The 21,207-nt window shown below is 70.8% G+C and carries 18 protein-coding genes and 1 pseudogene; 5 read left to right on the top strand and 14 right to left on the bottom strand.

Annotation, left to right across the window (positions count from 1 at the left end):
- The 3 genes from AX721_RS19055 to AX721_RS19045 form a co-directional block, all read right to left on the bottom strand.
- On the bottom strand, positions 1 to 1,092 hold the full coding sequence (locus AX721_RS19055; RefSeq protein WP_068877559.1) for a sensor histidine kinase: 1,092 nt from the start codon (positions 1,090 to 1,092) through the stop codon (positions 1 to 3).
- A 108-nt stretch (positions 1,093 to 1,200) separates the two neighbouring features.
- Positions 1,201 to 2,310, bottom strand: coding sequence for an S-(hydroxymethyl)glutathione dehydrogenase/class III alcohol dehydrogenase (locus AX721_RS19050; RefSeq protein WP_068877558.1), 1,110 nt, complete (start codon positions 2,308 to 2,310; stop codon positions 1,201 to 1,203).
- Between the two features lie 102 nt (positions 2,311 to 2,412).
- Positions 2,413 to 3,660 carry a cytochrome P450 gene (locus AX721_RS19045; protein ID WP_068877557.1) on the bottom strand — a complete coding sequence of 416 codons (1,248 nt, stop codon included), beginning with the start codon at positions 3,658 to 3,660 and terminating at the stop codon, positions 2,413 to 2,415.
- A gap of 121 nt (positions 3,661 to 3,781) precedes the next feature.
- Between AX721_RS19045 and AX721_RS19040 the strand changes: the two genes are divergently transcribed.
- The 3 genes from AX721_RS19040 (at position 3,782) to AX721_RS19030 (ending at position 6,240) form a co-directional block, all read left to right on the top strand.
- Positions 3,782 to 4,237, top strand: coding sequence for a hypothetical protein (locus AX721_RS19040; protein ID WP_068877556.1), 456 nt, complete (start codon positions 3,782 to 3,784; stop codon positions 4,235 to 4,237).
- Positions 4,238 to 4,277: 40 nt separating this feature from the next.
- The gene (locus AX721_RS19035; RefSeq protein ID WP_068877555.1) at positions 4,278 to 4,883 is read left to right on the top strand and encodes a CoA pyrophosphatase; all 606 of its coding nucleotides are present in this window, start codon (positions 4,278 to 4,280) and stop codon (positions 4,881 to 4,883) included.
- 88 nt (positions 4,884 to 4,971) lie between these two features.
- On the top strand, positions 4,972 to 6,240 hold the full coding sequence (locus AX721_RS19030) for an MFS transporter (RefSeq protein ID WP_068877554.1): 1,269 nt from the start codon (positions 4,972 to 4,974) through the stop codon (positions 6,238 to 6,240).
- Positions 6,241 to 6,327: 87 nt separating this feature from the next.
- Here the strand turns inward: AX721_RS19030 and AX721_RS19025 are convergent, their stop codons facing one another.
- Together AX721_RS19025 and AX721_RS19020 are read right to left on the bottom strand one after the other, a co-directional pair.
- A complete protein-coding gene (locus tag AX721_RS19025; RefSeq protein ID WP_068877553.1) occupies positions 6,328 to 7,107 on the bottom strand; it encodes an aminotransferase class IV in 780 nt (259 codons plus the stop codon).
- On the bottom strand, positions 7,104 to 8,462 hold the full coding sequence (locus AX721_RS19020; RefSeq protein WP_197422646.1) for an anthranilate synthase component I family protein: 1,359 nt from the start codon (positions 8,460 to 8,462) through the stop codon (positions 7,104 to 7,106). The genes AX721_RS19025 and AX721_RS19020 overlap by 4 nt, the downstream gene beginning before the upstream one ends.
- Before the next feature lie 84 nt (positions 8,463 to 8,546).
- On the opposite strand from AX721_RS19020, the gene AX721_RS19015 reads away from it, so the two are divergent.
- Positions 8,547 to 9,404, top strand: a complete 858-nt coding sequence (locus AX721_RS19015; protein ID WP_068877551.1) for an enoyl-CoA hydratase-related protein — start codon at positions 8,547 to 8,549, stop codon at positions 9,402 to 9,404.
- Here AX721_RS19015 and AX721_RS19010 read toward each other — a convergent pair.
- From AX721_RS19010 to dgcA, 3 genes are all read right to left on the bottom strand, one after another.
- A complete protein-coding gene (locus AX721_RS19010) occupies positions 9,401 to 11,725 on the bottom strand; it encodes a TonB-dependent receptor (RefSeq protein WP_068877550.1) in 2,325 nt (774 codons plus the stop codon). The genes AX721_RS19015 and AX721_RS19010 overlap by 4 nt on opposite strands.
- A 27-nt stretch (positions 11,726 to 11,752) precedes the next feature.
- Positions 11,753 to 13,570: a tetratricopeptide repeat-containing sulfotransferase family protein gene (locus AX721_RS19005; RefSeq protein WP_068877549.1), complete on the bottom strand. Its 1,818-nt coding sequence runs from the start codon at positions 13,568 to 13,570 to the stop codon at positions 11,753 to 11,755.
- 74 nt (positions 13,571 to 13,644) lie between these two features.
- On the bottom strand, positions 13,645 to 14,625 hold the full coding sequence (gene dgcA / locus AX721_RS19000) for an N-acetyl-D-Glu racemase DgcA (RefSeq protein WP_068877548.1): 981 nt from the start codon (positions 14,623 to 14,625) through the stop codon (positions 13,645 to 13,647).
- A 92-nt stretch (positions 14,626 to 14,717) separates the two neighbouring features.
- Here dgcA and AX721_RS18995 point away from each other — a divergent pair, with 92 nt between their 5' ends.
- On the top strand, positions 14,718 to 15,512 hold the full coding sequence (locus AX721_RS18995) for a hypothetical protein (RefSeq protein ID WP_068877547.1): 795 nt from the start codon (positions 14,718 to 14,720) through the stop codon (positions 15,510 to 15,512).
- Here AX721_RS18995 and AX721_RS18990 read toward each other — a convergent pair.
- From AX721_RS18990 to AX721_RS18965, 6 genes and pseudogenes are all read right to left on the bottom strand, one after another.
- A complete protein-coding gene (locus AX721_RS18990; protein WP_082769874.1) occupies positions 15,509 to 16,411 on the bottom strand; it encodes an RDD family protein in 903 nt (300 codons plus the stop codon). The two genes, AX721_RS18995 and AX721_RS18990, sit on opposite strands and share 4 nt — an antisense overlap.
- Positions 16,408 to 17,403, bottom strand: a complete 996-nt coding sequence (locus AX721_RS18985; RefSeq protein WP_068877546.1) for a stage II sporulation protein M — start codon at positions 17,401 to 17,403, stop codon at positions 16,408 to 16,410. Before AX721_RS18985 ends, AX721_RS18990 begins: the two co-directional genes overlap by 4 nt.
- Positions 17,403 to 18,716, bottom strand: a complete 1,314-nt coding sequence (locus AX721_RS18980) for a DUF58 domain-containing protein (protein WP_231733251.1) — start codon at positions 18,714 to 18,716, stop codon at positions 17,403 to 17,405. The genes AX721_RS18985 and AX721_RS18980 overlap by 1 nt, the downstream gene beginning before the upstream one ends.
- 7 nt (positions 18,717 to 18,723) lie before the next feature.
- Positions 18,724 to 19,680: a MoxR family ATPase gene (locus AX721_RS18975; protein ID WP_068877545.1), complete on the bottom strand. Its 957-nt coding sequence runs from the start codon at positions 19,678 to 19,680 to the stop codon at positions 18,724 to 18,726.
- The gene (locus AX721_RS18970; RefSeq protein WP_068877544.1) at positions 19,667 to 20,884 is read right to left on the bottom strand and encodes a hypothetical protein; all 1,218 of its coding nucleotides are present in this window, start codon (positions 20,882 to 20,884) and stop codon (positions 19,667 to 19,669) included. Before AX721_RS18970 ends, AX721_RS18975 begins: the two co-directional genes overlap by 14 nt.
- A pseudogene (locus tag AX721_RS18965) lies at positions 20,881 to 21,207 on the bottom strand (DUF4129 domain-containing protein); the annotation flags it as partial. The pseudogene AX721_RS18965 and the gene AX721_RS18970, both read right to left, overlap by 4 nt.

Genomic DNA, 21,207 nt, shown 5'->3' with positions numbered 1-21,207 from the left:
TCAGGCCTCCCGCCCCGCGCGCTTCAACGTGAAATGGAAGGTCGCGCCGCCATCGGCGTTGCCTTCGACCCACATCCGCCCCCCGTGACCCTCGACGATGTTCCGCGAGATCGACAACCCCACGCCCATGCCGTCCGGCTTGCCGGTCACGAACGGCTGGAACAGCCGATCGGCCACCTCGGGCGAGATGCCGGGGCCCGTGTCGGCGACGCTGAGCTTGACGAAACCGGGCTCGGCCGCGAGGGCGCTGATCTTCAGTTCGCGCCGAGGGCGTTCGGCCATCGCCTCGACGGCGTTGCGGACCAGGTTCAGGACTACCTGCTGGACCTGAATCCGGTCCGCCAGGACGCGATCGGCGGTCCGGTCGAACTCGTAGCGGATGGCCACGCCGTCCCGGGCGATCCCGGCCCGCGCGACCTCGACGGCCTCCTGCACCAACGCGGCGACCGACTCCTCCCCCGCGACGATCTCGCCGCGGTCCAGGCTGGCCCGCGTCCGCGCCACGATCTGTCCGGCCCGGACGGCCTGGTCGCCCGCCTTGCGCACCAGCTCGTTCACGCGGGCCGCCGGCACGTCCTCGCGGCCAAGCAGCTGTTCGGCGGCGTTCAGATAGTTGGCGATCGCGGTCAGCGGTTGGTTCAGTTCGTGGGCGAGCGACCCGGCCATTTCGCCCATGGCGTTCAGCCGCGAGACCCGCACCATCTGCCGCTGGAGGTCCGCCACACGCTCCGCCTGGTCCCGCGCGCGCCTCAGTCCCCCCTGGCGCGCACCGCCGGCGACGGCGAACGCGAGGGCGAAGGCCGCGTAGACGACGATTGCGCCGGGGCCCATCGGACGGGCCTCCGCGGTCTCCAGCACCCACCGCCCCACCAGGAAGCCGACGCCCGCGACGAAGATCGTCGGCCAGAAGCCGCCGATGAAGGCCGCCAGCATCATTCCGGGCCAGGCCAGGATGAAGGGGGCGGCGGGACCGAAGGCCGTCTGGAGCGAAATCCGAGTGAGCGCGATCAGGCTGCCGAGGCCCGCGGCAAGTGCGAACGTCCGTACGCGCGTCCACCCGAAGGCGGACGAGATCGCCGTCGAAACTCGCACCGGCGTGCGTCCCCCATCAACTCCAGCCGGACAACCTTACCTTTCCGGAGAGGACTGACAATCCAAGATTGATCAAACACTCATCTCCCGCGGTGCGCGCAGAGAACCTCAGTAGACGACCACCGTTCGAATACTTTCGCCGGCATGCATCAGATCGAAGGCCTCGTTGATCCGGTCGAGCGGCAGCTTGTGGGTGATCATGGGATCGATCTCGATCTTGCCATCCATGTACCAGTCGACGATCTTCGGCGTGTCGGTCCGGCCCCGCGCGCCGCCGAACGCCGTGCCCTTCCACACGCGGCCCGTGACCAGCTGGAACGGCCGGGTGGCGATCTCCTTGCCGGCCTCGGCCACGCCGATGATCACGCTCTCGCCCCAGCCCCGGTGGCAGGCCTCCAGGGCCTGGCGCATGACGGTGGTGTTGCCGGTGGCGTCGAAGGTGTAGTCCGCCCCGCCATCGGTGAGCGCGACCAGATGCGTCACCAGATCGCCCTGCACGTCCTTCGGATTGACGAAATGGGTCATGCCGAAGCGGCGGCCCCATTCCTCGCGCGCGGGGTTGAGGTCGACGCCCACGATCATCCCGGCGCCCACCAGCCGAAGCCCCTGGATCACGTTGAGGCCGATGCCGCCCAGGCCGAAGACGATGCAGTTGGCGCCGGCTTCCACGTCAGCGGTGTTGACCACCGCCCCGACCCCCGTCGTGACGCCGCAACCCACATAGCAGGCGGTCTCGAAGGGCGCGTCCTTGCGGATCTTGGCCACCGCGATCTCGGGCAGGACCGTGTAGTTCGAGAAGGTCGAGCAGCCCATGTAGTGGAAGACCGTCTGGCCCTTGTACGAGAACCGGCTGGTCCCGTCGGGCATCAGCCCCTTGCCCTGGGTCGCCCGGATCGCCGTGCACAGGTTGGTCTTGCGGGACAGGCAGCTTTTGCACTGCCGGCATTCGGGCGTGTAGAGCGGGATCACGTGATCGCCCACGGCCACCGAGGTCACCCCCGGCCCCACTTCCACCACGACGCCGGCGCCCTCATGGCCGAGGATCGAGGGGAAGATCCCTTCGGAATCCAACCCGTCCAGGGTGTAGGCGTCGGTGTGGCAGACGCCGGTGGCCTTGATCTCCACCAGCACCTCGCCGGCCCGCGGACCCTCCAGGTCCAGTTCCACGATCTCCAGCGGTTTCTTGGCCTCGAAGGCGACGGCGGCCCGGGTCTTCATCGCTATTCCCTCGACTCATTGAGCGGCCGGCAGCATCCCGGAAGCCCGCCGCGAAGGGAAGGCGGTTGCATGCGCTGCGCGCCGCGACCGTTCGAGCCGCCCTCAGGCGTGAATACGGACCGGCAGGGTTTCGTAGCCTTTGACGAAGCTCGAGCGGACCCGCTTGGGCTGGCCGACCACCTCGATATGCCGGAAGCGCTTGAGGATCTCTTCCCAGACGATCTTGAGCTGCAGCTCGGCCAGGCGATTGCCGACACAACGATGGATGCCGAAGCCGAACGACAGGTGCTGGCGTGGGCGCTCCCGGTCGATGATGAAGGCCTCGGGGTTCTCGATGGCCGTCTCGTCGCGGTTGCCGCTGACGTACCACATGATCACCTTGTCGCCCTTCCGGATCGCCTGGCCGGCGATCTCGGTGTCCTCCAGGGCCGTACGGCGCATGTGCGCGAGCGGGGTCTGGTAGCGGATGATCTCGGGCACCATGCTGGCGATCAGCTCGGGGTTTGCCCGCAGCTTGTCGTATTCGTCGGGGAACTGGTTCAGAGCGTAGAGCCCGCCGCTGATCGAATTCCGGGTGGTGTCGTTGCCGCCGACGATCAGCAGGATGATGTTCCCCAGGTACTCGTCCGGGGTCATGTTCCGCGTCGCCTCGCCGAGGGCCATCATTGACACCAGATCGCCCCGGGGCGCTTCGTTCACCCGCTCGTTCCAGAGGCGGGTGAAGTAGGCCAGGCATTCCATCAGCTCGGCCTGGCGCTGGTCCTCCGTCTCGACAATGCCGCCGGGCGCGGGCAGGGCCGTGGCCACGTCGGACCAGCGCGTCAGCTTGCGCCGTTCCTCGAACGGGAAGTCGAACAGGGTCGCCAGCATCTGGGTGGTCAGCTCGATCGAGACCCGGTCGACCCAGTCGAACGTCTCGCCCACTGGCAGCTCGTCCAGGATCTTCGCCGCCCGCGCGCGGATGATCGGCTCCATCAGCGCCAGGTTCTGCGGCGCGACGATCGGGCTGACGGTCTTGCGCTGCACGTCGTGGCGCGGCGGATCCATGGCGATGAAGCTGGGTCGGCGCAGGTCCGGACGGGCGTCGCGGATGGTGATGCCGCCCAGCGCCGCCTCGGACGAGAACACCGCATGGTTCGTGTCCACCGCCATGATGTCCTGGTAGCGGGTCACCGACCAATAGGGGCCGAATTCGCTGGCCTTGCACCAGTGCACCGGCTGTTCCCGGCGCAGCCGCTCGAAATAGGGCCAGAAGGCGTCGTGCAGGAAGAGGTCCGGATCGCCCGGATTGAGATCCTCGAGCGGTGTGGAATACGCCAGGTCACGCAGGTTGGCCGCGCCGTCCGCCATGGTCCGATCCTCCCGCGGGGCCCACGTCTTTGCGCGCGCAGGTCCTCCGTCCGGCTGAAGCATGACTCCAATCGCGCCCGAACGCCAAACGTCATAGGCTCCGCTATCGGGAGGGGCTGCGATGCTGAAAGTCCTGCTGGCTGGGTTCGCGCTGTGGGCCGCCGCCGCGCCGGCGCGCGCGGTCGAGGTCTGCGCCTGGATCGACGAGACTGTCGGCGAAGACGACTATCATGAGCTGGCCCTTTGGCTGGAGGCCGATGGCGACGCCGACGTCTTCTACAAGATCAAGGGCGAGGGCCTGAGCAGCGAGAGCATGAAGGCCCACTCGCCCAACAGCGGCACCTACGTGCTGCATGCCCGCGAGCCGGACAAGCCGTGGACGTTCGGCGCGACGCTCAGTCCGCCGGGGGCCATCGACGTGGTGATCGAACTGCGCGCCATGCCCAAGGACATCTTCTCGGACGAGGAGACCCCGCTGCTCGCCGCCTTCACGTTCAAGCGCAACGTGCCCGAGGGCGAGACAACGCCGCCGAAGGACCTGTCGACCCGGCAGTGCGCGACATTGAAGGCTCCGTAGCACTGGTCCTGACGCTGGGGCGCCGCGCTACAGTGCCCGCATGCACGCGCTGCGCACCCGGATCGAAGGCCACCTTGCGGGGTTCGAGCGGATCGCCATCGAGACCGAGGGCCGTCGTCGCGCGGCCGTGGCGATCGTGCTGTCCCCGACGCCCACCGGACCGGCCTTCCTGCTGACCCGGCGGGCGCTCCACATGCGTCGCGGGGCCGGCAACTACGCCTTGCCCGGCGGCAACGTCGATGCGGGCGAGGACGCCATCGACGCCGCCCGCCGCGAGACGGACGAGGAACTCGGGGTCAAGCTGTCCCGCGAGGCGGCCCTGGGCCTGCTGGACGACTTCGTCACCCTGGGCGGCCATGTGGTCACGCCGGTGGTCTTCTGGACGCCCGAGCCGGTGAGCTTCGTCCCCAACCCCGAGGAGGTGCATGCCGCGTGGCACATCCCCCTCGCCGATCTGGATCATCCGCGGGCGCCCCGGCGGGTGCGCAATCCCGCAGGCGGGCCGGCGATCCTGCGCATGTTCGTCCAGGGCTCCTGGGTGAACCCGCCGACCGCGGCCTTGCTCTATCAGTTCCGCGAGGTCTGCCTCCACGGCCGACCCTGCCGCACCGACGGCATCGGCCAACCCAGCTGGACGGCCAGATAACTCGGCCCGGCGCTGGTCATCGCCTGCACCATTCGGCCCCTGAACCTCCATTGGCGTCAGGCCCGATTCGGGAGCGACACTTCCCGCCATGACCCATCCCTACGTCGAACTCCTGCGGGACCGGCGCATCCGCGTCCTGTGGGTCGGGCTGGCGCTGTCGGCCATCGGCGGGCAGCTCTATGGGGTCGGCGCGCTCTGGCTGGCGGCCGAAATGGCGGGGCCGAACGCATCCCTCATGGTGACGGCGCAATCGGCGGCCATCCTGGCGGTCAGCATCCTGGGCGGGCCGGTGGTCGAGGCGCTGCCGCGGCGCGGCTTCCTGGTCGGCGTCGACCTCCTTTCGGCCGCCGCTTGCCTGGTGGTCGTGGCCGCCGCGACGACGTTGGGCCTGAGCTTTCCCCTGCTGGTCGCCGTGAGCGTCGTGCTGGGGGCGATAGGGGCGAGCCACCGCCCCGTCTTCCTGTCCAGCCTGCCGACGCTCGCCCCAGCCAGTCGCCTGCGCGCCGCGAACGGCCTGTTCGACGGCACGGTCCGGGTGGCGCAGGCCAGCGGACCGTTCCTGGCGGCGACGATCCTGGCGGTGCTGCCGGCCATCCACCTGCTGACCGTCAATGCGGCCAGCTTCCTCGCCTCGGCGGGCGCGGTGGCGGCGGTGGGACGGGCGCTGGACCGGCCGCGCACCAGGGCGGCCGACGCCGCACCGGCCAGCTTCTTGCGGCGGCTGGCGCGAGGCGTGCACGCGGCCAACGCCTGTCCGGGCGTGTGGAGCGCGCTGGTGACGACGGCGGTTCGGGGCGGGGCCTACGCCCTCGGGTTTACCGTCGCGGTGCCGCTGATCTTCTCCGGGGGCGGTGGCGCGAGCGGGCTGGCGGGCGTGGCCGTCGTGTTCGGCGCGGCGGCGGCCTCCGAATTGCTGGCCGGCCCGTTCGTGGTCCTGACCCAACCCCAGCGGCCGCTCAGGCGGCAGTTCGAGGGCTATGTGGCGATCGGGCTGACCCAGTCGCTGGTGGGAGCGGCGGCCTTGCTGCCCGGGCCGGCGCGCATTCCCGCCATGGCGGCGGCCGCGCTGGCGATGGGCGTCGGCCACTCCATAGCGGGCCTGCAGATGCTGAACTTCTTCAGCAGCCGCCTTTCCGCCGACGACTATGCGGCCGTCCTCAGGCTGCGGCTGGTGCTGGTCATCTCGGCGATGATGGCGTCGACGGCGGCGGGGCCATTCGTCCTGGCGACGCTGGGGCCGGCGATCACGGCCGTGGTCTGCGGACTCGTCGCCGCCGCCACGGCCCTGGCCGGCCTGTTCGGACGGCCCGCCCGAACCCTAGGCCCCGACTTCCACCCCCTGAGCGCGCGGGACTAGGTGTTAGGCCCCGAGGTGAGGTTGGCGGCGTCCTGCCGATAGGCGCCGTCTTCGCCCGGCGCGAGGCGGTCTCGACCGTGCGGGAGGTTATTTCGAAGCTCGACTGACCGCCTTGGCGATGGCCGCGATCAGCGGTGAGTTCGGCAGGTCGCGACCGTCCAGGCTGGCCACGGGCCGCACGCCCATCAGGCTGTTGGTCAGGAACATCGGCGTCCACCCGATGCGGCCCGGATTGGCGTAGACCTCCTGCACAGGGACGCCCAGGCCATGGCAGGCCGCGATGACCTGGCGGCGCATGATCCCGTCCAGCACACCGCAGGCCAGGTCCGGCGTGAAGACCTCATCGTGGCGCACCCAGAACACGTTGGCCGCCGCGGCGCAGGCCACCTCGCCGGCGGTGTTCAGCATGAGCGCCTCATCGGCCCCCGCCTCGCGGGCCTCCGCACGGGCGATGACGTTGTCGAGATAGGAGAGCGTCTTCAGCCGCGACGTCGGCGAGCGGTCGTTGCGGCGGACGTGGGCGGTGATCAGGCGGGCGGGGCCAGGCAGCGCCCCCAGAGCCGCAGCGCTGGCGGTCAGGCGAGGGCTGGGTTCTTCCGGCGGGTCCAGGCCGCGGTCGCCGGACCCGGCGCTCCAGTTCAGCCGCACGGCCGCGCGGATCGGGCTGCCCGCCGCATCCAAGGCCACGAGGGCGGCCTTGCGAAGCTGTTCACGGTCGGGCGTCGGGAGGCGCAAGGCGCGGCATCCACGTTCCAACCGCTCGACGTGATCGTCCCAGTGCGCCAGCCTCTCGTTCGCCCACAGAACCGTTTCGAACAGGCCATGGCCGAGGGTGAAACCGCGGTCGTCGATCGGGATCTCGGTCATGGCGCGTCCATCAGGGCCTTGAGGATGGCGCCGATCTTGGCCGTCGTCTCAGCCACTTCCGCCGTCGGATCGCTGTCGGCGACGATGCCGCCCCCGGCGCGGGCTTCAAAGGCCCAGCCCGCCGCATTTTCGACCAGCGCGAGCGTACGGATGAGGACGCTGGCGTCCAGAGCGCCATCCACGCCTGCCCAGAACAGGCTGCCGCAGTAGGGGCCGCGCGGCGCCTCGTAGTCGGCGATGACGCGCATGGCCTGAAGCTTCGGGGCCCCGGTGACCGAGCCTGGCGGGAAGGCGGCCAGGAAGGCGTCCCAGGCGTCGCGGCCGGGCTGCAGCCGGCTGCGGACCCGGGAGACCAGGTGGTGGACGTTGGCGTAGCTCTCCAGCCCGAACAGCTCCGGGACCTGAACCGATCCGGGGACGGAGACCCGCGCCAGGTCGTTGCGCATGAGGTCGACGATCATCAGGTTCTCGGCCCGGTCCTTCTCGCTGGCCTGCAGCTCGGCGGCCAGGGCGGCGTCGGTGGCCGCATCGGCTCCGCGCGGGCGGGTGCCCTTGATCGGACGCGTCTCGGCCCACAGGCCGCCAGGGCCCGGCTGCACCGACAGGAACCGCTCGGGCGAGTTCGACACCAGGGCCCGCCCCGGCAGGTTCAGAAACGCGGCATAGCCGGCCGCGCTCTGGCGGGCGAGGCGGGCGAAGATGTCGAAGGGCCTGACGCCCGGCGCGAGACGGCCGCGCCACGGCCGGGCGAGATTGGCCTGGAAGATCTCGCCGGCGGCGATCCGCGCCACAGTCTCGGCCACCGCCGCGGCATGGCGCTGGTCAGGGACGGACAGCCCGACCTCTTCGGCGAGCACCCCGGCGCGCGACGCGACGCCTGCCTGATCCAGCCAGCCCCGTGCGCGATCGGCCACGGCGACCGCCGCGGCCCGGTCACGCCCTCGCCCGATCGCCAGGGCCTGGCCCCGGCCCGCGTGGAACGCCAGCAGCGCGGGGTAGCGCAGCAGGGTCAGGTCCGGCCAGGCGCCTCTGACCTGGGGCGCTCTCGGCTCGAGCTGGGCGGAGAGTTCGTAGCTTGCGAGGCCCACCACCCCGCCCTGGAACGGCGGCCCGTCGGGAGACACTTCGCCCTCGCCCAACAAGGGCTGCAGATCGCGGCCGGCTTCCACCACCGCGTCGGGACGGCGCAGGACATACGACCATCCCTTGCCGCCGGAGAGCAACACGCACGCGTGGGTCTCCTCCGCGAAGGCGGACGCAGCGGCCACCGGCTCGGCCCAGGGGATGGGGCGCACCGCGACGCAGGCGAGGTCGCGTCCAGGCGTGGAGACAGGGTCGGGGGCGGGGCTCCTCACGGCCGCGCCTATAGCCCATCCACGCCCTGTTGACCTGCCCCCTCGTCAAGCGCGCCGAATGCCGAAAACGGCAAGGGAGGCCGCATGTCCTACGAGACGATCCTGTACGAGGTCGACGGGCCGATGCTGACGGTCACGCTGAACCGGCCCGACAAGCTGAACGCCTACACCGCCGTCATGGGCGCCGAACTGGCCGACGCCTTCCAGCGGGCTGACCTGGACGACGCCGTCCGGGTGGTGATCGTCACTGGCGCGGGGCGCGGGTTCTGCGCCGGCGCCGACATCTCCGGCGGCGCGGGCGCCTTCGACGCCAAGGCCGAGGGCTCGGTGGCCTTCGCGGCGCCCGGGCAGCCCCGGCAGGCGGGCGGCGGGTTCGTGGAGGCGATCTTCAACTGTCGCAAGCCGTCCATCGCGGCGATCAACGGGGCGGCCGTCGGCGTGGGCGCGACCCTGACCCTGCCGATGGACATCCGCATCGCCTCGTCGGCCGCGAAGATCGGCTTCATCTTCGCCCGGCGCGGGCTGGTGCCCGAGGCCGGCAGCGCCTGGTTCCTGCCGCGGCTCGTCGGCTTGCCACAGGCGCTGCGCTGGTGCCTGACCGGGGCGCTGATCACGGCCGAGGAGGCAAAAGCCGGCGGACTGCTGGCCGAAGTTGTCGAGCCGGAGGCGGTGCTCGCCCGGGCGCGCGAGATCGCCCTGGAGATCGCGGACAACACTGCGCCGGTCTCCATCGCCCTGGCGCGCCAGATGCTGTGGCGGTTCGCCGGCGCGCCGGACCCGTTCGCGCTGCTGAAGGTGGACGGGCCGCTGTCCATGCAGCTGGGCGCCGGCCCAGACGTGCGTGAGGGCGTGGGCGCGTTCCTGGAGAAGCGCCCGCCCCGGTTTCCGGGGCGGGTCTCCTCGGACATGCCGCCGGCCTATCCCTGGTGGAACGAGGCCTAGAAGGACTGGCCGAACTTCACCCCGATGGTCCGGGGCCGGATCGGGATCGTGTAGACCCGCGTGCAGACGGCGGTGGCGCACTGCACGAACCGGTCGTTCTGCCCATCGTCGTCGAAGAGGTTCTTGGCGAACGCCTCGACCCGCCAGCTGTCCTTGTTCACGCCGAACGAGACGTCGAAGGTGGTCGAGCTGGGCAGCTTGCCGATCACCGCGCGGTCCGAGATCCGCAGATCCGGATAGGCCGAGCCGGTGTGAACAACCGAGCCCTGCAGATGGGCGTCCATGTCGCCGATCATCCACTCGTAGCGCGCCGTCAGGTTGCCCTTGAACTTGGCTGTGACGGGCAGAGACGTGCCCTTCAGCGCCTCGGGCGGCGCCGACGGGTCCGGCACATAGTCCTCGTCGAGTTCGGCATCGGTGTAGGCCGCAGCCCCCTGCAGGGTGAAGCCGTCGGCCACCAGCCAGCTGATGTCGGACTCCACGCCCTTCATCTTCGCCTTGCCGGCGTTTCGGATCTCGGTGAGGCCGTTGGCCCCCAGGAACGAGAATTGGAAGTCGTTCCACTTCTCGTAGAAGATCGCGCCGTTCCACCGCAGCCGGTTGCCCATCCAGCTCGTCTTCCACCCGATCTCGTGGTTTTTCAGGAAGTCCGCGTCGTACGGCGGCAGGGTGCCCCGGCGATTGATGCCCCCGGGCCGGAAACCGGTCGACAGGGTGGCGTAGACCATCTTGTCCTCGGTGACCTTGTAGGTCGCATTGATCCGGTAGGTATGGCCGTCGCCCTTGGTGGTCTTGTTCACATTGGTGCAGGGACCGCCATCGACGATCGGCGGCCCGAAGCAGGCGCCGACGCCCGTCCGCGACGAATAGCCAAGGCCGAAGCCAAAGAAGCCATCCAGTGAGTTCTTGTACTTGAAGAAGCGGATGCCGCCGGTGATCGACAGCTGGTCGGTGAGATCGAAGGTGCCATCGGCGAAGGCCGCGTAGTCGCGATCGGTCCGCAGTTGCTTGGTCAGCCACAGGGTGTCGGGCCAGCCGGGCACCTCGGTGGCCGCGGCCAGATTGTCGATCCGGTAGCGCTGCTCGATGTTGTGGGTCTGCTTCTGATAGAACAGGCCCGCCACCACCTTGAACCGGTTCTCGGTCGGGCTCGCCACGCGCAGTTCGTGGCTGGTCTTCTTGAAGTAGTCGCGGCCCTGGATGTACTGCGACGTGTTGATGAAGTTGCCGGCGTCGTCGGTCGTGTAGGCGCCGTAGCCGAACAGCGTGTCGTAGAAGTAGCTGTAGTCGGAGTAGTCGGAGTCGCTGTCGATCCACCGGCGCATGTGCGCCCCCGCGTACAGCACGTCGAGGTTGGCGACCTGTCCCTCGATGGTCATGGCCGCCTGGACCCATTTGTCGTCCACGCCCTCTGGATAGTACCGCTGGATCTTGAGGTCGCCGAGACGCGGGTCGGCCGCGAAGCCGCCGTCCGCCTGGGTCCGCTGGCCCATCAGGGTGGGCGTGACCGACCAGTTCTCGGCCAGGTCGATCTTCAGCGCCGCGCGGGCGCCGACGATGTCGACCTCGTTGTAGTCGTTCTCCACCTCCGCGGCGTTGTTCACCGGGATGCTGCCGGTCGGATAGACGAACGAGCCGGGGATGTTGTCGATGTAGCCGGCGTCATGCTCGGCCCACGCCACCAGGCGCACCGCCGCCTTCTCGTGCAGCGGTATGTTGACGAAGCCCTCGGCGCTGTAGCCGATGTCGCCGTGCGCGACCGAGTTGGCCTCCAGGTCGTAGCCGGCCTTGAAGCCCGACGCGTCCGGCTTGTTGGTGATGATCCGGATCGTGCCGGCCTGGGAGCTGGCGCCGTAGAGCGTACCCTGCGGCCCGGCCAGAACCTCGACGCGGGCGATGTCGTAGATGTGCACGTCCAGCGGCCCGGTGATGGTGGTCACCGGCTGCTCGTCCAGATAGACGCCCACGCTGGGCAGCGGGCCGGAGTGGTTGTTGTTCTCGCCCGAAGCGACGCCGCGCATGTAGAAGTTCGAGAAGCCCGGCGCGCCGGTGGGCGCCGTGACGCTCGGCATGAACTTCACATAGTCGACCGTGTCGTTGACCTGCAGCGACTCCAGCCGTTCGCTACCCAACGCCTGGATGCTGATCGGCACGTCCTGCAGGTTCTCGGACCGCTTCTGGGCGGTGACCACGATTTCTTCCAGCTCGGCGCTCGACGTCTGGGCCAGGGCCGATCCGGCCGCGCCGGTCAGCATGGTCGTGGCGAGCAGCCCCGCCGACCAGCGCCGCGCGCCTCTGTAATTCCGCCGATCGTTCGTCATGTGGTCCCCCTCAGGATCTGAAGCGCCTCAAGTCCCGGGCGCGTGCGGGTATGCGTCGAGCACAGGCCCCAGCGCGGCCTTGAGCGGGCCGAGCCAAGGGTCGTAGTTCCGCCAGTGGTCGGCGGCGTCGGTGAAGATCGGTCGGCGCACCTGCTCCGAGCTGGCCGTCCGAACCGCGCGGTCGTTCTCGTAGAACCGCAGGCAGGCCTCCTCGAAGGGAAGTCCGCAGTGGGCGAGCAGGGCGCGCGTTTCCGCCTCGGGATCGGACACCATGCGCTCATAGATCACGCGATGCACCCGCCCGGGCAGGATTGCGTCGAAGTGGGCCAGATACTCGACATACGCGCGGTAGTACCGGCCGATGTCGGTGAGGTCGTAGGTGAACCCCTGCCCGCGGGCGAAGTGCTGCTTGAAGCCCGAGAAGCCGCAGCCGAGGGGATGGCGGCGCGCGTCGATGATCTTGGCGTTCGGCAGGGCCAAGTGGATCAGGCCCAGATGCGCCCAATTGTTGGGCATCTTGTCGATGAAGAACGGCCGGCCCAGCTTCCGGTGCACCTCGGCGCGGGCCATGTATTCCTCGCCCAGCGCCGTCAGCTCGCGCGGCCCCATCTGCGCCAGCGCCTCGGGATAGCGGCTCTCGGAGGCCTTCTTCGCCTTGCCGCCGATGCGCCGTGCGAGGGCGATGATGTCGGGCAGTTCCTGGGTGCCCTCGACCTGGCTGTGGCTGGCGAGGATCTGCTCGACCAGCGTCGAGCCCGCGCGCGGCAGACCGACGATGAAGATGGGGTCCGGCGCCGATGATCCCTGTCCTGCGCGGGCCGCGAAGAAGGGTGCGGTGAAGAGCCCCCTGGCGCGGCGGACCTGGTCGTCCGTTTCGTCCGCCTCGTAGTCCAGGGCCTGCCGCCGCAACGCGTTGCCGCGCTCGTAATGGCCGAACGAGGCTTCGTAGTCCCCGGCGTCTTCCCGCGCCTTGCCCAGGGCGAACTCCAGATGGAAGCGGTCCTCGTCCGAGAGGTCCGACCGCCTGAGCTGTCCTTCCATGGCCGCCACGTCGGCCGCATCGAAGGTGACCGTCTTCAGGTTGGCCAGGCTCCACCAGGCCTCGCCGAACTGCGGCGCCAGCGCCACGCAGCGGCGGTAGGCCTCGATGCACTCCGCCTGCCGCCCCACCGTCTTCAGCGAATGGCCGTAGCTCATCCAGACCTTGGGTTGGCGGGGCTGGTCCTTGAGCACCGCGCCGTAGAGGGCGATCGCCTGCTCGTACTCGCCGATCCGGGCGAGGGCGGCGGCCTTGAGGTTGCGGTAGCCGGGATTGGCGGGATCGTCCGCCAGCAATCGGTTCACCTGGGAGATGGCCGCCTGCGATTTGTTCTGCCGGTAGAGGACGGTGGCGTAGTTGTGCCGGGCCGCCGTGAAGCCCGGCGCCAGCTCGACGCAGCGCGCCAGCAGGTTCTCGGCGTCGTCGTAGCGGCCCAGGCGCATGCCGGCCTCGGCCAGCATGCGGATCGCCGCCACGTCGGTCGGCCGCGCCATGAGGATCGCGCGCAGGGCCTGCTCGGCTGCCGCCAGCCGGTTCTCCATCAAGGCTGTGGCGGCCTTGACCAGGTCGGGATCGTTCACCGAGCCTTTGACCGAGCGCAGATAGGCCGCCTCGGCGGCCGGGATATCCCCTTGGCGCCGCAGGGCGGCGCCCAGCAGCCGGAGCGCCTGGGGATGGTCGGGAACGGCCTTGAGGATCTCGCGGGCCTGGGCCTCGGCGGCCGAGGCGTCGACGGGCAGCAGGCGCGCCGCATGCTCCAGCGCGACCTCGAGGGTTCCGACCGTCTCCGCCGCCGCGCCGGGCACAGGGCCTCCGCCGAATATTGCAGTTGGATGAAATCGATGATGCGCGAACGCTGTCAACCGAACGTCGAGCGCGGCTATCCCCAGAAGCCGGGCTGTGGCGGATAGAGCACGCCCGCCTCGATCCGGCAGCCGCCAGGCCGGTCCTCGATCAGCCACCATGGGCCGTCCAGGTCCACGGCGTCGGCGAGCGCCCCGACCCACATGGCCGGGGCGATGGCCAGGGAACTCGACACCATGCAGCCGGCCAGCACGCCCATCCCTAAGTCCCGCGCCTGGGCGGCCATGGCCAGCGCCTCAGTGAGGCCGCCGGCCTTGTCGAGCTTCACATTGACCATCTGATATCGATCCGCCGCGCGGGCCACGTCGGCCGCGGTGTGGACCGACTCGTCGGCGCAGATCGGCGCCGGATATCCAAGCCGCGCCAGGCCTGCGTCCTCGCCGGCGGGCAGCGGCTGTTCCACCATGATCACCGGCAGCCGCGAGATCGGCTCGGCCATGGCCTGCAGGATCGGCAGGGTCCAGCCTTCGTTCGGGTCGACGATCAGGCGGGCGCGGGGCGCGGCCTCGGCCACCGCCACCAGGCGCGCGGCTGGATCCTCGGGGCCCAGCTTGACCTTCAGCAGCGGCGCATCGGCGGTCGCCAGGGCGGCGGCGCGCATCGCCGCCGGGGTATCCAGGCTCACCGTCACCGCCGTGGGCATGGCGCCCGGCGGCGTCCTGCCCAGCCGGGCGGCGACGGAGCGACCGCGTCGCGCCTCCAGGTCCCAGGCGGCGCAGTCCAGGGCGCTGCGCGCCGCGCCCGCCGGCATGGCGCGCAGCGTGGCCAACACGTCGACGCCCGACGCCAGCCGCCGCCCCGCCTCGGCCAGCTGCGCCGTCACCGACGCCGCCGTCTCGCCGTAGCGGCCATACGGCACGCACTCCCCCCGGCCGTTCGCGGAGCCATCGTCCAACTCGGCCACCACCACTTCGGCATGGGTCTTCACGCCGCGCGAGATGCGGAAGGGCGCCTTGAGCGGCAGGCGCTCGACGCGGGTGTGCAGGGCAAGGCTCACGCCGAAGGTTGTCCCGCATCCCGACCGGCGCGTCGACAGCTGTCGCAACCCGTGGTTAGCATCGCGGCGGGAGCCTTCAGGGGGATGCTGGAATGACGGATATCGCCGCCGCTGCGCCGAGCAAGCTCGACATCGCCCGGGTGATCAGCGGCACATTCGCCGTGCTCGGCCGCAACATCGTCCCGTTCGGCCTCCTGGCGCTGGTGCTGTCGGGGATCCCGACCGCCGTGATCGCCTATCTCCAGGCCACCAACATCGACCCGAACGCCGCGTTCGCGCTGCGGCCCGGCTATTTCCAGGCGGTGGGGTTCAGCGGCCTGGCGGCGTTCATCACCGCCGCGATCCTGCAGGGCGCCCTGGTCTACGGGACGGTGCAGGACATGAACGGCCAGCGGCCCGGCATCGCCGATTGCCTCGCCACCGGCCTGCGGGCCTTCCTGCCGCTGATCGGGCTCACCATCCTGTTGGCGATTGCGATCGTGTTCGGCCTCATCCTGCTGATCGTGCCCGGGATCATGATGGCGTGCGCCTGGTGCGTGGCCGTGCCGTCTCTCGTGGCCGACCGCACGGGTGTCTTCGGGGCCTTCAGCCGCAGCGCCGAGCTCACGCGGGGCAACCGCTGGCGCATCTTCGCCCTCTTCGTCGTGGTGTGGGTGATCGCCCTGGTGATCGGCGCCGTGGTGGGGGCGATCGCGGTGGCCCTCAGCTTCGGCGGCGCCCTTGATCCTGCGGCCCTGGCGCGCAGCCCCGCACAGGTGGTGGGCAATGTGGTCAGCAACACCCTCAGCGCCCTGATCAGCTCCACCGGCGTGGCCGTGCTCTACGTCGAGCTGCGACGCCTGCGCGAGGGCGCCGGGCCGCAGTGGCTGGCCGAGATCTTCAGCTAGCTGCGGTCGAACTTGTCCTTGCGGCGATGGCCGAAGAGCAGGCGGCTCTCCAGCCGTCCGCGAAGGGCTGCATAGTAGGCGTTGAGGAACGTCCGATCGGCCACGTCGGACGGGCCTTCCCAGCCGATCTTCGCGCGGATGCGGGCCGCCACCTCGGCCATCGCCTTGCGGTCGCCGGCGCGGATCACGTCCTCCAGCACGTGAAGCTCCTTGATGCCGTAGGCGTCGAGCTGGGCGTGGGTGAAGGCGAAACCGCGCGCCGCCGTGCGCTCGGTGTCGGCCAGATCGGGCTGCAGCACCTTCTTCGGCGCCTTCACCACCATCGTGCCGGCCACCAGGTCGCCCATGCGGCGACGGTCACGGTTGAAGAGCGGGAAGACCACGAACACCAGGCTCCAGAGCGCGCCCAGGCTGATCAGGGCCGCGTCGACGCCCTCGCCGCGCGCGGCGAAGAAGGTCAGCGGCAGGAAGACCTCGACCTCGCGCATGGCGTTGCGGGCGAACACCATGTCGGCGGTCAGGCGCCCGCCGTCGGCGGCGGCCACGCGCAGGCCCATCGCCCGCTTTCCGGGCGTCGCGGCGCGAGGTCCTACCTCGAAGATCAGGAAGTAGAAGTTGCGGCCGACGAAGACGCCCAGCAGCCAGACCACACCCAGGAACTCGGCCGACCAGGTGGCGCGTGTGGCCCAGAACACGCCTAGCGCCAGGAGGCTGAAGAGCGCCAGTCCGCCGAACAGGATCGCGAAGTCGATCAGCAGGGCCGAGAACCGCTCGGCGTAGGCGCCCACCTTGAGCTTCAGGTCGACACCCTCCGGCGTCACCAGCTCGCGCCAGCCGTCGTAGGGCGCGCGCGGCGCGCGGGGCCGGCGGAAGCGGCCGAGGACGCCTTGCAGGCTCATGGCGCGGACCGCCGCGGCCAGTAGAAATAGGCGAGCCACGCGACAAGCGTCGTCCCGGCGATGGCGTAGCGGGCCAGGTCGACCTGGATCAGCTGGCGGCCGAAGCCCTCCAGTAGGCCGGCGACGAACAGCATCACCACGACGCCGGCCATAGCCGTCGCGGCGCGGCGGCCCGCCTCGGCGGCTGCGTCCACGCGGCTGCGTTCGCCGGGGAAGCAGACGGCCCAGCCGATGGAGAAGCCCGCCGCGCCGGCGAGGACGATGGCGTAGAGCTCGGTCGCCCCGTGGATCATCAGCCAGCCGCCCGCCTCGAAACCCAGGTTCCGCGACACGAACAGCGCCAGGAAGGCGCCGAACATGCCGCCGTTCAGGACCAGCAGCGCCGCCGTGGGCAAACAGAGGAGAAAGCCCAGGGCGAAGGCGAACAGGGCGATCTGCGCATTGTGGGTGAAGAGGAAAGTGGCGAAGAACGACAGGCCCTCGCTGGCCGTGCCCTGGTGGTAGAGGGTTTCGCGCAGGGAGGCGGTGGTGGCCGTCGGGTCGCGGCCCGACGCCAGCCCGGGTTCGACGAAGCTGTGGAACCAGTCGGCGTCGCGCTGGACCAGGACGAAGGCCACGAGCGCGGCGGCGGCCGACAGGACGAACGAGACCAGGGTCTCGCGCCAGAGCGCCCGGACCGCCGTAGGCCAGTCGTGGACGAAGAAGCGCACGATCCGCTCCGGCAGGCGCGTGCGGGCGCCATAGACGATGAAGTAGGCCCGGGTGCACAGGCTTTCGAGATAGGCGACCAGGCTCTGGTCCAGCGAGATCGAGCGGGCCACCGACAGCGACGACAGCGCCTGGCGGTACAGGAGCGGCATTTCCAGCAGCTCCTCGCGCTTCAGCTTCGCCGCGCCGCCCGCCTCGGCCTTCGCCAGCAGAGCCTCGAGGCGTCGCCAGTCGGCCTCGCGCTCGGCCCGGAACCGCCAGCTCTTTAGGTGCAGTTCGGCCATCAGACCAGCCCTCGCCGCTTCACGTCGAGATAGCTGTTGATCAGGTTGGTCGCCAGGCCGTCCGCCGGCGCGTCGACGATCTGGGCGCCCAGCCGGCGCAGCCGCGCGGCCACGCCCTCGCGCTGCTTCAGCATCCGCTCTGCGATCACGGCGCGCGAGACGTCGTCGGGCGTCAGCGGTTCGCGGCCGACAAGGCTTTCGAGCTCCTCGTCGCGGAACACCACGAACAGGACGAGGTGCGTCCGCATCAACCGCGCCACGTTCTCGATCATGAGCTCGGCGGAGGTGGCGTCCGCGAAGTCGGTGAAGACCACCACCACCGCGCGCCGGTCCAGCCGGCCGGCGAGCGCCGTCAGGCCCAGGGTGAAGTTGGTCTCTTCGGTGGAGTAGTCGATCGAGGCGCACAGCTTCTGCAGCAGCGGGAAGGCGGCTGGGCCCGAAGCCAGGCCGCTGGCCAGCCGCGGCTTGGAATCGAAGGCGAAGACGCCCACCCGGTCGCCCATACGCAGCGAGACGAAGGCCAGCAACAGGGCGGCGTTGATGGCCCTGTCGATCCGCGGCAGGCCGGCGGCCGGCGCGCTCATCAGGCGGCCCGTGTCGAGGGCGAGGAGGATGTGGTGGTTGCGCTCGGTACGGTACTCGCGGCCGATCAGCTTGGCGTGGCGGGCCGACTGCTTCCAGTCGATGTCGCCCAGGTCCATGCCGGTCTGAAATTCCTTCAGGGCGTGGAAGTCCGAACCTTCGCCCGCGTCGGTCAGCGGCTTGGCGCCCAGAGGCGCGTCGCGGGCGAAGAGGCGCAGGGCCTGCTCCTTCACGCCCGCCACGTCCGGCGTGACGGCCAGCGGCGGGCCGGGCGGTTCGTGGCGCTGCAGCCAGACCAGCCCGAGCGGCCCGCGCCAGCGCGCCCACAGCCCCTCGACCCGGCCCTCGCCCCGCCGCGTGGGCGACAGCCGCACCTGCGCGTCGGCCCGGCCTTCGTGCAGCGTCACCGACTGCCGGTCCGGCTCGGCGACGAGGCGCTCGTTCACGCCGACCGCCAGTTCGAGCCTCGGCGGCGGACGGCCTTCGAAGGCGGCGGTCAGGCGGGCGGTCTCCGGTCGGCCGACGCCCATGAAGCGTGGCGCGGCCAGGTCCAGGGTCAGGCTGCGCGGCGGCGCGGCCAGCATGACATCGGCCAGCATCAGGCCGGCGGCCAGCACGATCCAGGCCGCCGCCGCGGTCCACAGGCCCGGCGCGAGCATGGCGACGGCCAGGGCCGGCGCAGCGCCGACGGCCATCAGTCCGATCGCGCGGCGGGTGGGGTAGAGGCGCAACGGGCCGCTACCGGGGCGCCGCGGCCAGGTCGACGAGAGCCTGGAGGATCTGGTCGGGCCGGCGGCCGTCGATCTCGGCGGCGGGCGACAGGATCACCCGGTGGCGCAGCGCCGGCAGCGCCAGCGCCTTCACGTCGTCGGGGATGACATAGTCGCGTCCGTCCAGCGCCGCCCGCGACCGCGCCGACAGCGCCAGCTGGGCCGCTGCGCGGGGGGAGGCGCCGCTGGACAGGTCGGGCGTCTCGCGGGTCGAGCGGACGAGGTCCAGGACGTAGCCGACGATCTCGTCGGTCAGGCGGACCGCGGCCACCGCCTTGTGCGCTTCGCCGAGCTGCCGGGCCGTCACAACGCGGGCGACGCCGCGGGCCGCGGGGTCGGAGTGGCCGCTCTGCATCCCGTATTCGGCGACGATCCGGCGCTCCTCCTCGCGGCTGGGGTAGCCGAGGGTCTGCTTGAAGAGGAAGCGGTCCAGCTGGGCCTCGGGCAGCGGATAGGTGCCCTGCTGTTCCAGCGGGTTCTGGGTGGCGACGACCATAAAGCTGGGGCTGAGCTCGCGCGCCTTGCCGTCGATGGTCACGCGCCGCTCCTGCATGGCCTCCAGGAGGGCGGCCTGGGTCTTGGGCGGCGTGCGGTTGATCTCGTCGGCCAGCAGCAGCTCGCAGAACAGCGGGCCTTCCGTCAGCGAGAAGGTCGAGGTCTGGAAGTTGAAGACGTTGGAGCCGATGATGTCGGCGGGCATCAGGTCGGGCGTGAACTGGATGCGGCCGAAATCCAGGCCGAGCGTGCGGGCGAAGCACTGGGCCAGATAGGTCTTGGCGACACCGGGCGGCCCTTCCAGCAGCACGTGGCCGCGGGCGAACAGCGCGGTCAGCAGCAGGTCGATGGTGTCCTGCTGGCCCACGATGGCCTTGCCGATCTCGGCCCGGACCTTTTCGGCCAGCCCTCTCACCTCAGCGACGTTCACGCGTCATCTCTCCTCGCCAGTCGTAAAGCTTGCGGGCGACGGCCAGCAGGTCGTCGCGGGTCTTGATGGTCTCGGCCTCGGCGGCCAGGTCGGCGGGGGCGGCGACGCCGCGCCGGCGCGCCAGGTCGTCCAGCCAGTGTTCCTGGCCCGCATGGCCGCCGGCGGCGCGCGCCACGAGGCTGCGGGTCAGGTTGGCGTAGGCCGGCGCCAGCTCGTGCTCCTTGCGGGCCATCCGCACCAGGTCGGCGGAATTGTCCACCAGCGCCCGGGCGCCCAGGGCGAACGCCCGGCCCTTGGCGCGGGGCTGGCCGAAGCGGGCCAGGGCGTGCAGGCCCATGAGCACGCCCGCCGCAACGGCGATGAGGGTGGCCGCCAGCAGCGGAGGCTCCAGCATCAGCCGGCCCAGGCCGCGGCCGCGCTCCAGGCCGTTCAGGGTCACGTCGAAGAGGATCGGCCGCTCGCCGCCGCGGGCGACCTCCAGGATGGTCGCGCCGGCCCGCGCCGTGTCGAGGCTGGCCAGGCCCTGGTTGTTGAGCAGGTCGGGGTCGGCGAGGACCCAGATGCTCGGCGTCTTCCGCGACTGGACCAAGACGGCCTGGCCGCGGTCGTCCACCAGCAGCGGCGCCCAGCCCTCGCCCGACAGCGTGCGCAGGCTGTCGATCTGGCCCGGCCGCAGCGTCATTCCGGCGAAGGCGCTGCCGGAGGCGCCGTGGAGCGTAGGCCGGGCCTGGCCCTTCCGCACCGCCACCCGCGTCTGCGGCGCGTAGGACTTCAGCATGTCCTGGAAGGCGGTCTCGCCGGGCACGACGCCGACCTTGCGGACGAAGGTCTTGCGGAGCGGGTCGGGCATGGCCGCCCACTTCGGCAGGACGATCAGGGTCAGCACGCCCTTGGGATAACTCTGCAGCTCCTTGGGGCTGAGGCCGCGGTCGGGCGTCAGGACCACCACGGCGGCCGAGGGGCGCGTGGGCCGGGTGCGGCTGACCAGGACCTGCGCGCCCAGGCCCTTCATCAGGATCGGCGCGCCGGCATAGCCGATGGCCGACTTGGAGAGGGCGTGGGCCCGGCCGTCCTGGCCGGAGCGCAGGTCGGGGGCATAGGCCGAGAGCACCGCCATGGCCGCCGCGGCGACGACGCCGGCCAGCACCAGCCCCACGATGGCGCCGGCGGCGAAGGTGGGCGGTCGGGCGGCGGCCTCGCTCACCGCCAGCCCTCGGCGAAGGCGAAGGCCTCGTAGTCGGCGCGGGCCGAGCCGAACTCCGCGGGACCGGCGGGGCGGCCGCCGAAGAAGGTGAGCTCCACGGCGCGGGCCAGGTTGGCGAAGGCGGCGCGGGGCGCCTCGGGCAGGGCGTCGAGGCCGGCGATGTCGCGGCTGGTGAGGGCCGGCCTGACCGCGCCCGGGCGGCGGGCGCGCAGGTCGTCGATGGAGCGGAACAGGAGGAGGTGGATCGCCTCCTCGAAGCGGCCGGCAGCGGCGAGGCCATCGGCGTCGTCCAGCAGGGCGCGGGCCTGTTCCGGCTCGGGCCG

Source organism: Phenylobacterium sp. CCH9-H3 (assembly GCF_001557235.1).
Taxonomy (GTDB): domain Bacteria; phylum Pseudomonadota; class Alphaproteobacteria; order Caulobacterales; family Caulobacteraceae; genus Phenylobacterium.
The sequence above is the reverse complement of the archived record's forward strand: the minus strand, read 5'-3'. Positions and strand labels throughout refer to the sequence as shown.

Excerpts from the sequence above, each read along its gene's own strand:
- AX721_RS19050 (WP_068877558.1), bottom strand. The coding sequence starts at position 2,310 with ATGAAGACCCGGGCCGCCGTCGCCTTCGAGGCCAAGAAACCGCTGGAG.
- AX721_RS19045 (WP_068877557.1), bottom strand. The coding sequence starts at position 3,660 with ATGGCGGACGGCGCGGCCAACCTGCGTGACCTGGCGTATTCCACACCG.
- AX721_RS19040 (WP_068877556.1), top strand. The coding sequence starts at position 3,782 with ATGCTGAAAGTCCTGCTGGCTGGGTTCGCGCTGTGGGCCGCCGCCGCG.
- AX721_RS19035 (WP_068877555.1), top strand. The coding sequence starts at position 4,278 with ATGCACGCGCTGCGCACCCGGATCGAAGGCCACCTTGCGGGGTTCGAG.
- AX721_RS19030 (WP_068877554.1), top strand. The coding sequence starts at position 4,972 with ATGACCCATCCCTACGTCGAACTCCTGCGGGACCGGCGCATCCGCGTC.
- AX721_RS19025 (WP_068877553.1), bottom strand. The coding sequence starts at position 7,107 with ATGACCGAGATCCCGATCGACGACCGCGGTTTCACCCTCGGCCATGGC.
- AX721_RS19015 (WP_068877551.1), top strand. The coding sequence starts at position 8,547 with ATGTCCTACGAGACGATCCTGTACGAGGTCGACGGGCCGATGCTGACG.
- AX721_RS19010 (WP_068877550.1), bottom strand. The coding sequence starts at position 11,725 with ATGACGAACGATCGGCGGAATTACAGAGGCGCGCGGCGCTGGTCGGCG.
- AX721_RS18995 (WP_068877547.1), top strand. The coding sequence starts at position 14,718 with ATGACGGATATCGCCGCCGCTGCGCCGAGCAAGCTCGACATCGCCCGG.
- AX721_RS18990 (WP_082769874.1), bottom strand. The coding sequence starts at position 16,411 with ATGAGCCTGCAAGGCGTCCTCGGCCGCTTCCGCCGGCCCCGCGCGCCG.
- AX721_RS18985 (WP_068877546.1), bottom strand. The coding sequence starts at position 17,403 with ATGGCCGAACTGCACCTAAAGAGCTGGCGGTTCCGGGCCGAGCGCGAG.